The sequence below is a fragment of the Pseudomonas sp. B1(2018) genome, from assembly GCF_003097365.1.
Classification (GTDB): domain Bacteria; phylum Pseudomonadota; class Gammaproteobacteria; order Pseudomonadales; family Pseudomonadaceae; genus Aquipseudomonas; species Aquipseudomonas laurylsulfatiphila.
This window is the reverse complement of the sequence record NZ_PYUK01000008.1, coordinates 208,293-221,611: the sequence shown is the minus strand read 5'-3', so window position 1 is coordinate 221,611 and position 13,319 is coordinate 208,293. Positions and strand designations below refer to the sequence as shown.

Sequence of the window (13,319 nt, the reverse complement as noted above, 5' to 3'; positions counted from 1 at the left end):
GAGCCGCTATGAACTCCAGTCGACCTTATCTGGTCCGCGCGCTCTATGAGTGGATTGTGGACAACGATTGCACCCCGCATATGCTGGTCAATTCCGAGTATCCGTCGGTGCAGGTGCCTCAAGGCTTTGCCAGTGACGGGCAGATCGTCCTGAACGTATCGCCACAAGCCGTTCGCCACCTGCACATGGATAACGAGGCGGTCAGTTTCGAGGGGCGCTTCGGTGGTGTGCCGCACACCTTGTACGTGCCTATCGCATCGATCCTGGGTATCTACGCCCGGGAGAACGGCCAGGGCATGGTGTTTGATCTGGAATCGCCGATGGGCGAGGACGACGACATCGAACCGGATGACGACCTTCCGCCACCGGACAGCGAGCCACCGCGCCCCAGCGGTCGCCCCAGTTTGAAGGTGGTGAAGTAATAAAAAAGGCGATCCGGATGGATCGCCTTTTTTATTACTTCACCACCTTCAAACGTAGGAGCTGCCGAAGGCTGCGATCTTTTGATCTTGTTTTTTGGAAGATCAAGATCAAAAGATCGCAGCCTTCGGCAGCTCCTACGCCGCGTGCAGGTCAGTCGATGTACTCGAACAGCTTCACAATCTTCTGCACGCCGGAAACGCCTTGCACCAGGTTGGTCGCCTGCGCAGCTTCCTGTTTGGTCAGCAGGCCCAGCAAGTAGACGATGCCGTTTTCAGTGACGACCTTGATGCGCGAACCAGGGATGTTCGCGTCAGCGAGCATCTGGGTCTTGATCTTGGTGGTCAGCCAGGTGTCATTCTGGCGCGCCAGCAGCGAGGAGGGGGCCATGATTTGCAGCTCGTTGTGCACCTGCTTCACGCGCTGGACCGCGGCGGCGGCCTGTTCGGCCTTGGCCTTGAGGTCTGCGCGTGGCGTTTGCCCGGCGAGCAGCACGACGCCGTTGTAGCTGGTGACGACGATGTGCGAGTCCTTGTCCAGGGCCGGGTCGGCCTTGGCGATGTTCACGCCAACCTTGGTGTCGATCAGGGAGTCGTCGATCTTGCTGCCCAGTGTGCGAGTGCCGCGGTCATCTTCAATGGGGGCTTCACGGCTGGCGGTCACCACCGAGGTGCAACCGCTGATGCCGAGGCACAGAGTCAAGGCCAGTAGGCCAAGGCGATTAGGGGTCATTCTTCACTCCCGAACAATTGGCTGTCGATCAAGTCGCAAAGGCAATGGATCGCCAGCAGGTGGACTTCTTGAATACGAGCGGTGACGTTGGCCGGTACGCGAATCTCCACGTCCTCGGGCAACAGCAGCGACGCCATGCCGCCGCCGTCACGTCCCGTCAATGCTACGACAATCATTTCGCGATCATGTGCGGCCTGGATCGCTTGAATTATGTTGGCCGAGTTGCCGCTGGTGGAGATAGCCAGCAACACATCGCCCGGTTGGCCCAGTGCGCGGATCTGCTTGGAGAAGATTTCGTTGTAGCTGTAGTCGTTGGCGATCGAGGTGATCGTCGAGCTGTCGGTCGTCAAGGCAATGGCCGGCAGGCTCGGGCGCTCGCGCTCAAAGCGATTGAGCAGCTCGGACGAAAAGTGCTGGGCGTCGCCGGCGGAGCCGCCGTTGCCGCAGGAAAGCATTTTGCCTTCGTTGAGCAGGGCGTTGACCATGACCTGGCTGGCTTGCTCGATGTGCGGTGCAAGAACTTCCATCGCCTGTTGCTTGGTGTCGATACTGGCCTGAAAAAGCTGGCGAATTCGGGATTGCATGTCCATCTGTGTGACCTTAATTAGCGCGGCTGTTCGGCACGTGAATGTGCAGCCCGCAAAGCAAAGAGCAAAAGTGTTGGGTGGTAGTGTCCGGTTCGTGATGCCGGTGATCAGCCGTCGAAGGCATTCTGTAGCCAGTTCAGCTGATCGAGGTGGCTGTCGATGGCAATCACGTCGAAGCGGCAAGGGGAATTGGCCCAGCGCGACTCGCGCTGAAGAAAATATTGCGCGGCGAAAATCAGCTTTTGCCGTTTGCGCTCATCGATGCTATCGAGCGCGCCACCCCATTGAGTGTCTTTTCGGTAGCGGACTTCAACGAATACTACTGTATCGCCATCTAGCATGACCAGATCAAGCTCGCCGCGTTTGCACAACCAGTTCTGCGCCAGCAGGCGCAGACCCTGTTGTTGAAGATGCTCGAGCGCGTGGCGCTCGGCATCCATACCGCTTTGCTGGCGTGACCTGTCAGGCATCAGCGCGCGGTGTCCGGCAGGCGCTGGATCTGGCCATTGGCGAACTGGGCCCATGGCAACTGGCGCACGACCCGCTGGCTTTGAGTCATGCCGAGGCTGCCCGACTCACCGTCGATGCGGCTGTCCGGCAGAGACTTCAGCTGGCCCAGGCGCGGCGCCAGTCGATAGGCGTCCACGCCCATGGCGTACAGACGTCCCAGGCTACCGGCGGCTTGTGGCCACTGGGCGGTGACCTGGCGGCGCAGTGGGTCGTTGGCGTCCAGCAACCAGGGTGTTTCGCAGAAGCGAATGCCGTTCATGTCGTTGTACTGGTTGACGTCGCCGCTGGCGCTGAACACGTGAGAGGTGGCGTAGACCGGTACATCGCCTGCGTACTGGAAGTTCAGGGTCGGTTTGATCTGTTGGGCCTGTTGCGGCGTTGCGGCGAGGAAGATGAACTCGATGTCCTGGCGACGCGACGGCTGGGCCGCTACTTGCGAGCCGACAGTGCTTTGCAGGCTCTTGGCGCGACCTTCGCTCTGGCGCAACTGGAACATGTCGGCAATCTGCTGGGCCAGCTGGACCGGTTGGTCGACGCGTTCGGTGGCGACGATGGTGCCGCCATTGGCTTGCCAGTCCTGGCTGAACGCCTTGAGCACGCGGTCGCCCCATTCGCCTTTCGGCACCATGATGGCTGCGCGATGCAGGCCGTCGGCACGAGCGCGGCGCGACACTTCGCGGGCTTCGTCTTCAGCTGCAAGGCCGAACTGGAACAACTGCGCCGGGCCTTGATCGCCTTCGCTGTAGTTCAGCGCCAGGGTGGTGATCGGGAGTTGCGGGCGAGTGCTCAGCTGTTTGACCAGCGGCTTCTCCAGCGGGCCGACGACCAGTTGCACGCCATCGGCCTGGGCCTTGCGGTAGAACTCATCCATGGACGTCAGGCGCGAGCTGTCATAAAACTCGATGGCGGGTGGTTTCTGTCCGGCCTGTTGTGCCTGGTAGTGGGCAGCCATGAAACCGTCGCGCAATGCTTTGCCAACCGAGGCCAACTGGCCATCCTGAGGCAGCAGCAGGGCAATCTTGTTCAGGGGCTGGCTGGCCAGTTCCTTGAGTTGGGTCAGTGGCTGCGGCAATTGAAGGGCAGCCGGGTGTTTCGGGTTCTGCGCGCGCCAGTTGTCGATGGCGGCCTGTTGCTGCTCCAGGGTGCCGGCAGATTTCACGGCCAGGGCCAGGGCCATCCAGCCGCCGAGATCGTCGTTGGAGCTCGGCTGCAACTGCTCGGTCGGCAGCGAGGCGATCAGGGTCCAGATCGCTTCGTGGTTTTTGCTCGCGGCTTCACCTTTAAGCATCGGGGCAATGAAGATGCGCTCGCGAGCGGCGGCGAGGGTCTGGCCATCGGCTTCCAGGGCACGGGCGTGAACAGTTCCGGTGCGGACCTGTTGCTCGACGGGCAGCTCGCTCAGGTATTGCATGCTTGGGTGGCTCAGGGCAGTCAGTGCTGCCTTGGGCTGATTGCGGGTCATGGCCAGTTCAGCCGCCAGGGTGTTGGCGAAAATCTGTGGCCCTGGCTTGAGCTGCTCGACCGGGACCTGTTGCAGGATTTGCGCGGACTGGCCGGCATTGCCCTGACGATAGGCCAGGTCGGCAGCGCTCAAGCGCAGCAGGGCGGCATCTTCCGGTGATTTGCTTTGGGCGGCCTTCTCAAGCAACTGCTCGATACTGGCGTCCGGTGTCCGTGGAAGTTCGCCAAGGCTGGACGAGGGCGAGCTGGCGCAAGCCGCCAGCAAGGCAGCGAGGCAGAGGGCAGATAACAGCCGCAGGCAAGCGATCATGTAAGCGTTCCTGATACTCGATCAAATTAGCGTGGAATTGTACCCAAGCACTGGCCGGGGCGCGATGTTACTGGCGTGAATCGATCAATTTAGCTGGTGTAAATGTTGCGCCAGCGCACAAACAGTCGCCGATACCTCGTTTGCTTGTGGGTATCGTGAGTCTCGCTACGCGCTACAATGGCGACTTTTACCGATCATGAGGTGTGCGCTTTGACTGCTCCAGGTCCTTTGAATTCCGCTGCTGGCTCGCTTTATGTGGTGGCGACGCCCATCGGCAACCTGGATGACATCAGTGCGCGGGCGCTGAAGATTCTGCGTGAAGTGGCCTTGATCGCCGCGGAAGACACCCGTCATTCCCAGCGCCTGATGCAACACTTCGGCATTTCGACGCCACTGGCCGCCTGCCATGAGCACAACGAACGGGATGAAGGTAGTCGCTTTATTACGCGTCTGCTGGCCGGTGACAACGTGGCATTGATCTCTGACGCCGGGACGCCGCTGATTTCCGATCCGGGTTATCACCTGGTGCGACAGGCTCGCGCGGCAGGCATCAATGTGGTGCCGGTTCCGGGTGCCTGCGCCTTGATTGCGGCGTTGTCGGCGGCGGGGCTGCCATCCGATCGTTTCATTTTCGAGGGGTTTCTGCCGGCCAAGGCAGTGGGGCGGCGAGCGCGCCTCGAGCAGGTAAAGGAAGAGCCTCGCACATTGATCTTCTATGAGGCCCCGCATCGCATACTCGAATGCCTGCAAGACATGGAACTGGTGTTCGGCCCCGAGCGCCTGGCACTGCTTGCCCGTGAGCTGACCAAGACCTTTGAAACCCTCAAGGGGCTGCCTCTGGCCGAGCTGCGCGAGTTCGTCGAGTCGGACAGCAATCAGCAGCGTGGCGAGTGCGTCGTGTTGGTGGCGGGCTGGTCTGCCCCCGAGGAGGAGGGCGCGGTCAGCAGCGAGGCGATGCGCATCCTCAATCTGTTGCTCGAAGAAATGCCGCTCAAGCGTGCGGCGGCGTTGGCAGCGCAAATCACTGGCGAACGAAAGAATGTGCTGTATCAGATCGCGCTGGATAAGCAGAAGGACGAGTAAAACCCGACGCGCAGGCGTGCGCACCGGCGCTTAACGCTTGTTCTTCGGGCGCTCTGCCGGTAACCTTCGCGGCGGAGAGTCGATCGGACAGTCGCTGCCCTCTATGAAAATTAGGGGGGGGAGGAAAGTCCGGGCTCCATAGGGCGAAGTGCCAGGTAATGCCTGGGAGGCGTGAGCCTACGGAAAGTGCCACAGAAAATAACCGCCTAAGCGCTTCGGCGCCGGTAAGGGTGAAAAGGTGCGGTAAGAGCGCACCGCACGTCTGGCAACAGTTCGTGGCTAGGTAAACCCCACTTGGAGCAAGACCAAATAGGGTCCCAAGGCGTGGCCCGCGCTGGGACCGGGTAGGTTGCTAAAGATGTCCAGTGATGGCCATCGTAGACGAATGACTGTTCAAGACAGAACCCGGCTTACAGATCGACTCTCCACCTTTTTCTCCCCTCTGCTTAAATCATTGAGCAAGGGGGATGGTGATAGCAATTTCCCTCCTTGCACAAACGTTGGGAGAAGCGGTTTTGTGATATCGATTAGCCCGCGCTTGTAGGAATCGCATAAACTCCACGCAGCACCGGTTTCCCTCCTTGCACATTCATCCGCAGAACCTCTTTTGTAATACCAAAAAAATCTTACTCTTAATAAATTACATTAACTTCCGAACGCAGCCTCCTGTGCTGATTCAAGTTATCGGGCAGTTTCATGTGCCGGATTCTCGTTGCCCCTCCGTTAATGCTCCTAAATCTCAGTTCTGTAAGGGTTTTCCTTTACTCCGCGCCTTGACGGTGTGGTGGGCGCATTCCTATAGTGTGCGCAAGTGGCGGAAAGTGGCATGAAGTGGGTTTTTTGAGCTCAAAACGCTAGAATTTGGAGAAACGCTGACGTGTTTCGCGGAGCCAACGCTATCAGTCTCGATGCAAAGGGCCGTCTCGCCATGCCGAGCCGGTACCGTGACGAGCTCGATTCGCGTAGTTCCGGTCAATTGATCGTAACAATTGATGCCGTTGATCCTTGTTTGTGTGTTTACCCCCTCGATGAGTGGGAAATTATTGAAACCAAACTGCGCGCACTGCCTTCGCTTCGCGAAGAGAACCGCCGCCTGCAACGTTTACTGATTGGTAATGCCGTCGATCTCGAGCTCGATGGCAGTGGTCGTTTTCTGGTTCCACCGCGTCTTCGTGAATATGCCAAGTTGGATAAGCGCGCGATGTTGGTAGGCCAATTGAACAAGTTCCAATTGTGGGACGAGGATGCCTGGAACGCGGTTTCTGCCGCTGACCTGGCTGCTATTCAACAACCGGGCGCGATGCCTGATGAACTGCGTGATTTGATCCTGTGACTATTGATAGCGGCTTTAACCACATCACCGTACTGCTTGACGAAGCCGTCGAGGCTCTCGCCGTACGTCCTGATGGCTGCTATCTGGACGGTACGTTCGGGCGCGGCGGGCACAGCCGGTTGATCCTCAGCCAGCTCGGTCCCGATGGTCGCTTGCTCGGATTCGACAAGGATCCACAAGCGATTGCCACCGGGCAGACGCTAGCGGCCGAAGACGGCCGCTTTGTCGTTGTACAGCGCAGCTTTGCCGAGCTGGGTTCGGAAGTCGCCGAACGCGGTCTGGCCGGCAAGGTCAGCGGCGTCCTGCTGGATCTGGGCGTGTCTTCGCCACAGCTTGACGACCCTGAACGCGGTTTCAGCTTCCTCAACGACGGCCCGCTGGACATGCGCATGGATCCGTCCCGTGGCATCAGCGCTGCCGAATTCGTCAACACCGCGCCCGTGGAAGAAATCGCCCGGGTGTTCAAGGAATACGGCGAAGAGCGTTTCTCCGGCCGCATGGCCCGTGCCGTGGTCGAGCGCCGCGACATCAAGCCATTCGAGCGCACCGGTGACCTGGCAGAAGTCCTGAAGGTCGCCAACCCGGCATGGGAAAAGGGCAAGAACCCCGCCACCCGTGCATTCCAGGGCCTGCGCATTCACGTCAACAACGAACTGGGTGATCTGGAAACCGGCCTCGAAGCCGCGCTGGAGTGCCTGGAAGTGGGCGGTCGCCTGGTGGTGATCAGCTTCCACTCGCTGGAAGACCGTATCGTCAAACTGTTCATGCGCAAGCTGGTGAAAGGCGAAGCCGACAACCTGCCGCGCAACCTGCCGGTTCGGCATGTCGCCTTCGAACCGAAAATCAAAGTCCATGGCAAAGCGCAGACGGCCTCCGACGCCGAACTCAAGGCCAACCCACGTTCGCGAAGCGCTGTCATGCGTGTGGCGGAGAAGCTGCGGTGAGCAAGCTTTTCGCCAAGCCATTGCCCGGCGGAAGCTTTTTCATGCTGCTGCTGTTTGTCGGCGTGCTCGTTTCGGCCATCGGCGTGTCCTACAGCGCGCACTGGAACCGTCAGCTATTGAATTCGCTGTACAACGAATTGAGCGTGCGCGACAAGGCGCAGGCGGAGTGGGGGCGGTTGATTCTGGAGCAGAGTACCTGGACCGCCCACAGCCGTATCGAAGTGCTGGCCACCGAACAATTGAAAATGCACATCCCCGGTGCCGCTGACGTGAAGATGGTGGCGCCATGATGAAACTCGAAGGTGCACTCTTTCCTTGGCGGTTCCGCGTGGTGCTGGGTTTGCTCGGCATCATGGTGGCTGCGATTGCCTGGCGCATCATCGATTTGCAAGTGGTCGACCGTGCCTTCCTTAAAGGTCAGGGCGATGCCCGCAGTGTTCGTCATATTCCGATTCCGGCTCACCGTGGCCTGATCACCGACCGTAACGGCGAGCCTTTGGCCGTGAGTACTCCGGTCACCACCCTTTGGGCCAATGCCAAGGAAATGCAAACGGCCAAAGAAAAGTGGCCGGCGCTGGCGGCTGCCTTGGGGCAGGACCCGAAAGCCCTGGCCGAGCGACTCGAAGCCCAGGCCAACAAGGAATTCATTTATCTGGTGCGCGGGCTGACCCCGGAGCAGGGCCAGGCTGTGCTCGATCTGAAAGTGCCGGGTGTTTATGGCATCGAAGAGTTCCGGCGCTTTTATCCTGCCGGCGAAGTCACCGCCCATATGGTCGGGTTTACCGATATCGACGATCACGGTCGTGAAGGCGTCGAACTGGCCTACGACGAATGGCTGGCCGGGGTTCCCGGCAAGCGTCAGGTGATCAAGGACCGGCGCGGCCGGCTGATCAAGGATGTCCAGGTCACCAAAAACGCCAAGGCCGGCAAGCCCTTGGCGTTGTCCATTGACCTGCGCCTGCAATACCTGGCCAACCGCGAATTGCGCAACGCGATCATCGAGAACGGCGCCAAGGCCGGCAGCCTGGTGATCATGGATGTGAAGACCGGCGAGATTCTCGCGATGGTCAACCAGCCAACTTACAACCCGAACAACCGTCGCAACCTGCAACCGGCGATGATGCGTAACCGCGCGATGATCGACGTGTTCGAGCCGGGTTCGACCATGAAAGCGATCTCGATGAGCGCCGCCATCGAAACCGGTCGCTGGAAACCGAGCGACACCGTCGAGGTGTATCCGGGCTCCTTGCAGATTGGCAAATACACCATCAAGGACGTCTCCAAGACTGAAGGCCCGGTGCTCGACCTGACCGGCATCCTGATCAACTCCAGTAACGTCGGCATGAGCAAGGTCGCGTTCGATATCGGCGGCGAAACCATTTTCCGTCTGGCGCAGAAAGTCGGCCTCGGCCAGGACACCGGCCTGGGCTTCCCGGGTGAGCGCGTCGGCAACCTGCCGAACTACCGCGAGTGGCGCAAGGCGGAAACCGCCACGCTGTCCTATGGCTACGGTATTTCCGTGACCGCGATCCAGTTGGTTCACGCCTTTTCGGCCCTGGCCAACAACGGCCGCCTCGCGCCGCTGACCCTGATCAAGACCGACAAGGCACCGCAAACCACCCAGGTGCTGCCGGAGGCCGTGGCGAAAACCATGCAAGGCATGCTGCAGCAAGTGATCGAGGCCCCGCGCGGTGTGTTCCGTGCGCAGGTGCCGGCGTATCACGTGGGCGGCAAGTCCGGTACTGCGCGTAAAACCTCGGTCGGCACCAAGGGTTACGCCGAGAACTCCTACCGTTCGCTGTTCGCCGGTTTCGGCCCGATGAGCGATCCACGCTACGCCATCGTGGTCGTCATCGATGAACCGACCAAGGCCGGCTACTTCGGTGGCCTGGTATCCGCGCCGGTGTTCAGCCGTGTGATGTCGGGCACCCTGCGCCTGATGAACATCACGCCGGACAACCTGCCACCTACTCAACAAGCGAACGCAACACCGGTCGTTCCGCTGAAAGCCAATGGAGGGCGCGGCTGATGTCTCTGAGCCTGAACAAGATTTTCCCTCACGCCGGCCACGATCTACTGATTCGCGAGCTCGCCCTGGACAGCCGCAACGTGCGCGCGGGCGATCTGTTCCTCGCCGTGCCGGGCGGGAAGTTCGATGGGCGTGCGCACATTGCCGACGCCTTGCAACGCGGCGCGGCTGCGGTGGCCTATGAAGTGGAAGGCGCCACTGTGCTGCCAATCACCGAGGTTCCATTGATTCCGGTCAAAGGGCTGGCCGCTCAGTTGTCGGACATCGCCGGACGTTTTTATGGCGAGCCAAGCCATCATCTGAACCTGATCGGCGTGACCGGCACCAACGGCAAGACCAGTGTCACTCAACTGGTCGCCCAGGCGCTGGATCTGCTTGGCCAGCACTGCGGCATCGTCGGCACCCTCGGTTGCGGTTTCTACGGTGCATTGGAAAGCGGCCTGCACACCACGCCGAACCCGATTGCCATGCAGGCAACGTTGGGCGACCTGAAAAAGGCCGGTGCCAAAGCCGTGGCGATGGAGGTTTCTTCCCATGGTCTGGACCAGGGCCGCGTGACGGCACTGGCCTTCGACGTGGCGGTGATGACCAACCTGTCTCGCGATCATCTGGATTACCACGGCACCATGCAGGCCTACGGTGAAGCCAAGGCCAGGCTGTTCGCCTGGAACGATCTGAAATGCCGGGTGGTTAACCTCGACGACGACTTTGGTCGGCAACTGGCTGCTGAAAAACGTGAATCGCGGTTGATCACCTACAGCCTGCTCGACAGCAGTGCCTACCTCTATTGCCGTGAAGCGCAGTTCGACGACGAAGGCGTGCGTGCCACGCTGGTCACGCCGCAGGGTGAACACCATTTGCGCAGCACCTTGCTCGGCCGTTTCAACCTGAGCAATGTGCTCGCAGCGGTTGGCGCCTTGCTTGGCCTGGATTACGCACTGGACGAAATTCTCAAGGTACTGCCGAAACTCGAAGGCCCGGCCGGTCGCATGCAGCGCCTCGGTGGCGGCACTCAACCGTTGGTGGTGGTCGATTACGCCCACACCCCGGATGCCCTGGAAAAAGTCCTGACGGCCCTGCGCCCACACGCCAGGGGCCGATTGCTCTGCCTGTTCGGCTGTGGCGGTGACCGCGATCGCGGCAAGCGCCCGTTGATGGCCGAAGTGGTCGAGCGCCTGGCCGATGGCGTGCTGGTGACCGACGACAACCCGCGCACTGAAGATCCATCGGTGATTTTCGATGACATCCGCGCCGGTTTCACGGCTGTGGATAAAGTGGAGTTCGTTGCCGGTCGCGGTCAGGCGATTGCCCGGCTGATCGCCAGTGCTTCGGTGGATGACGTGATTGTCCTGGCCGGTAAAGGTCACGAGGACTATCAGGAAATCAATGGCGAGCGTCATGCCTTTTCCGATCTGGTCGAGGCCGATCACGCCTTGACCGCATGGGAGGTGGCCCATGCTTAAGGCCTTGCAACTGAGCGAACTGACCGGCGCGCTGAATGCTCGCCTGGTGTCGACCGATGCCGGTTTCGACGGCGTCAGCATCGACAGCCGCGCCATCAAGCCGGGTCAGCTGTTTATTGCCCTGACCGGTCCGCGCTTCGATGGTCATGATTATCTGAATGAAGTCGCTGCCAAGGGTGCCGTGGCCGCGTTGGTCGAGCGCGAAGTCGCCGACAGCACGCTCCCGCAGTTACTGGTCAGCGATACTCGCCAGGCCCTCGGGCAGTTGGGTGCGCTCAATCGCGCCGCCTACACCCATCCGGTCGCGGCTGTCACCGGCTCGAGCGGCAAGACCACGGTCAAGGAAATGCTGGCGAGCATCCTGCGCACCCGTGGCCCGGTACTGGCGACCCGTGGCAACCTGAACAACGATCTCGGTGTGCCGCTGACCTTGCTCGAACTGGCGCCGGAGCATACGGCGGCAGTGATCGAGCTCGGTGCATCGCGCCTCGGTGAAATTGCCTACACCGTTGGCCTGACCAAGCCGCACGTGGCCATTCTCAACAATGCCGGGACCGCCCATGTAGGCGAGTTCGGTGGCCCGGAAAAAATCGTCGAAGCCAAAGGCGAGATCATCGAAGGGCTGGAGGCCGATGGCGTCGCAGTGCTCAATCTCGACGACAAGGCATTCGGTATCTGGAAGACGCGTGCCGGTGCTCGCAAAGTGCTGACGTTTGCATTGAGCAACACCAGTGCCGATTTCTACGCCAGTGACCTGACCACCGATGCCCGTGGCTGTCCGGCGTTCAATCTGCACAGCCCTGAAGGTGTAGAGCGCGTTCAACTGAACCTGCTCGGCACCCATAACGTCGCCAATGCCATGGCCGCCGCCGCTGCCGCCCATGCCCTGGGTGTGTCGCTGTTCGGTATTGCCACCGGCCTTGGCGCGGTGCAACCGGTCAAGGGTCGCACCGTCGCGCAATTGGCCAGCAATGGCATGCGCGTGATCGATGACACTTACAACGCCAACCCCACCTCCATGTGCGCTGCCGTTGATATACTGGCCGGCTTTTCCGGTCGCACCGTCCTGGTGCTCGGGGATATCGGCGAGTTGGGCGAATGGGCGGAGCAGGGGCACCGCGACGTGGGCGAGTACGCCCGTGGCAAGGTTTCTGCGCTGTACGCCGTCGGGCCAATGATGGCTCACGCCGTGAACGCATTCGGTCCAGAGGCTTTTCACTTCAGCACGCAGGCTGAACTGATCAACGCCCTGGGCGCCGAGCAAGACACAAACACCACCATTTTGATCAAGGGGTCGCGCAGCGCTGCGATGGAAAACGTCGTCGCCGCCTTGTGCGGGTCCAGTCTGGAGAAACATTAATGCTGCTGCTGCTAGCGGAGTATCTGCAACAGTTCTACAAAGGCTTCGCGGTCTTCCAGTACCTGACCCTGCGCGGGATTCTCGGTGTACTGACCGCGCTGGTCTTGTCGCTGTGCTATGGCCCGTGGATGATCCGCACTTTGCAGAACCGTCAGATCGGTCAATCCGTTCGCAATGACGGCCCGCAGTCGCACCTGTCCAAGTCGGGTACACCGACCATGGGCGGCGCGCTGATCCTGTCGTCCATCGGTGTCAGTACCCTGCTTTGGGCTGACCTGACCAACCGTTACGTCTGGGTCGTACTGCTGGTGACCTTACTGTTCGGCGCCATCGGCTGGGTCGACGACTACCGCAAGGTGATCGAGAAAAACTCCCGTGGCCTGCCGAGCCGCTGGAAATACTTCTGGCAGTCGGTGTTCGGCCTGGGCGCGGCGATCTTCCTTTATATGACTGCCGCCACGCCGGTGGAAACCACGCTGATCCTGCCGATGCTCAAGGACTACAGCATTCCGCTGGGCGCAGGCTTCATCGTCCTGACCTATTTCGTGATCGTCGGTTCGAGCAACGCGGTCAACCTGACCGACGGCCTCGACGGCCTGGCGATCATGCCGACGGTGATGGTGGGCGGTGGCCTGGGCATTTTCTGCTACCTGTCGGGTAACGTGAAATTCGCCGAATACCTGCTGATTCCTTATGTACCGGGCGCGGGCGAACTGATCGTGTTCTGCGGCGCACTGATCGGCGCCGGCCTGGGCTTCCTCTGGTTCAACACCTATCCGGCACAAGTTTTCATGGGCGACGTCGGCGCACTGGCGCTGGGCGCGGCCCTGGGCACCATCGCGGTGATCGTCCGTCAGGAAATCGTCCTGTTCATCATGGGCGGCGTGTTCGTGATGGAAACCCTGTCAGTGGTCATTCAGGTTGCCTCCTTTAAGCTGACCGGTCGCCGCGTATTCCGCATGGCGCCGATTCACCACCACTTTGAACTCAAGGGTTGGCCCGAGCCGCGTGTGATCGTCCGTTTCTGGATCATCACCGTGATTCTCGTGCTGATCGGCCTTGCCACTCTGAAGCTGAGGTAGAAACT

The 13,319-nt window shown here is 60.5% G+C and carries 13 protein-coding genes and 1 other RNA gene; 10 read left to right on the top strand and 4 right to left on the bottom strand.

Annotated features, from left to right (window positions below):
- Nucleotides 1-8 precede the first annotated feature (8 nt).
- Entirely contained in the window at nt 9-422 is a 414-nt protein-coding gene (locus tag C9422_RS15105; protein ID WP_007972582.1) for a ClpXP protease specificity-enhancing factor, read from the top strand.
- 151 nt (nt 423-573) lie between these two features.
- Here C9422_RS15105 and C9422_RS15100 read toward each other — a convergent pair whose 3' ends face one another.
- From C9422_RS15100 to C9422_RS15085, 4 genes are all read right to left on the bottom strand, one after another.
- On the bottom strand, nt 574-1,152 hold the full coding sequence (locus C9422_RS15100) for a BON domain-containing protein (RefSeq protein ID WP_102698528.1): 579 nt from the start codon (nt 1,150-1,152) through the stop codon (nt 574-576).
- Nucleotides 1,149-1,742 (bottom strand): phosphoheptose isomerase, encoded by a 594-nt coding sequence (locus C9422_RS15095; RefSeq protein WP_007972584.1) that lies wholly within the window; start codon nt 1,740-1,742, stop codon nt 1,149-1,151. Before C9422_RS15095 ends, C9422_RS15100 begins: the two co-directional genes overlap by 4 nt.
- A 104-nt stretch (nt 1,743-1,846) precedes the next feature.
- Nucleotides 1,847-2,209 (bottom strand): YraN family protein, encoded by a 363-nt coding sequence (locus tag C9422_RS15090; RefSeq protein ID WP_095965538.1) that lies wholly within the window; start codon nt 2,207-2,209, stop codon nt 1,847-1,849.
- Nucleotides 2,209-4,020, bottom strand: a complete 1,812-nt coding sequence (locus tag C9422_RS15085) for a penicillin-binding protein activator (RefSeq protein ID WP_116581188.1) — start codon at nt 4,018-4,020, stop codon at nt 2,209-2,211. Before C9422_RS15085 ends, C9422_RS15090 begins: the two co-directional genes overlap by 1 nt.
- A 177-nt stretch (nt 4,021-4,197) precedes the next feature.
- Between C9422_RS15085 and rsmI the strand changes: the two genes are divergently transcribed.
- From rsmI to mraY, 9 genes are all read left to right on the top strand, one after another.
- Entirely contained in the window at nt 4,198-5,103 is a 906-nt protein-coding gene (gene rsmI, locus C9422_RS15080; RefSeq protein WP_165824778.1) for a 16S rRNA (cytidine(1402)-2'-O)-methyltransferase, read from the top strand.
- A gap of 75 nt (nt 5,104-5,178) precedes the next feature.
- An RNA gene (gene rnpB, locus C9422_RS15075) (RNase P RNA component class A) lies at nt 5,179-5,532 on the top strand.
- Between the two features lie 448 nt (nt 5,533-5,980).
- The gene (gene mraZ / locus C9422_RS15070; RefSeq protein WP_007917012.1) at nt 5,981-6,436 is read left to right on the top strand and encodes a division/cell wall cluster transcriptional repressor MraZ; all 456 of its coding nucleotides are present in this window, start codon (nt 5,981-5,983) and stop codon (nt 6,434-6,436) included.
- Nucleotides 6,433-7,380 carry a 16S rRNA (cytosine(1402)-N(4))-methyltransferase RsmH gene (rsmH, locus tag C9422_RS15065; RefSeq protein WP_008016693.1) on the top strand — a complete coding sequence of 316 codons (948 nt, stop codon included), beginning with the start codon at nt 6,433-6,435 and terminating at the stop codon, nt 7,378-7,380. Before mraZ ends, rsmH begins: the two co-directional genes overlap by 4 nt.
- Nucleotides 7,377-7,670 carry a cell division protein FtsL gene (ftsL, locus tag C9422_RS15060; RefSeq protein ID WP_007998257.1) on the top strand — a complete coding sequence of 98 codons (294 nt, stop codon included), beginning with the start codon at nt 7,377-7,379 and terminating at the stop codon, nt 7,668-7,670. The genes rsmH and ftsL overlap by 4 nt, the downstream gene beginning before the upstream one ends.
- Nucleotides 7,670-9,409, top strand: coding sequence for a penicillin-binding protein 2 (locus C9422_RS15055; RefSeq protein WP_177323526.1), 1,740 nt, complete (start codon nt 7,670-7,672; stop codon nt 9,407-9,409). The genes ftsL and C9422_RS15055 overlap by 1 nt, the downstream gene beginning before the upstream one ends.
- Nucleotides 9,409-10,872 (top strand): UDP-N-acetylmuramoyl-L-alanyl-D-glutamate--2,6-diaminopimelate ligase, encoded by a 1,464-nt coding sequence (locus C9422_RS15050; RefSeq protein ID WP_116581186.1) that lies wholly within the window; start codon nt 9,409-9,411, stop codon nt 10,870-10,872. Before C9422_RS15055 ends, C9422_RS15050 begins: the two co-directional genes overlap by 1 nt.
- A complete protein-coding gene (gene murF / locus C9422_RS15045; protein WP_116581185.1) occupies nt 10,865-12,232 on the top strand; it encodes a UDP-N-acetylmuramoyl-tripeptide--D-alanyl-D-alanine ligase in 1,368 nt (455 codons plus the stop codon). The genes C9422_RS15050 and murF overlap by 8 nt, the downstream gene beginning before the upstream one ends.
- The gene (mraY, locus tag C9422_RS15040) at nt 12,232-13,314 is read left to right on the top strand and encodes a phospho-N-acetylmuramoyl-pentapeptide-transferase (RefSeq protein WP_008016698.1); all 1,083 of its coding nucleotides are present in this window, start codon (nt 12,232-12,234) and stop codon (nt 13,312-13,314) included. Before murF ends, mraY begins: the two co-directional genes overlap by 1 nt.
- The last annotated feature ends 5 nt before the right edge of the window (nt 13,315-13,319 follow it).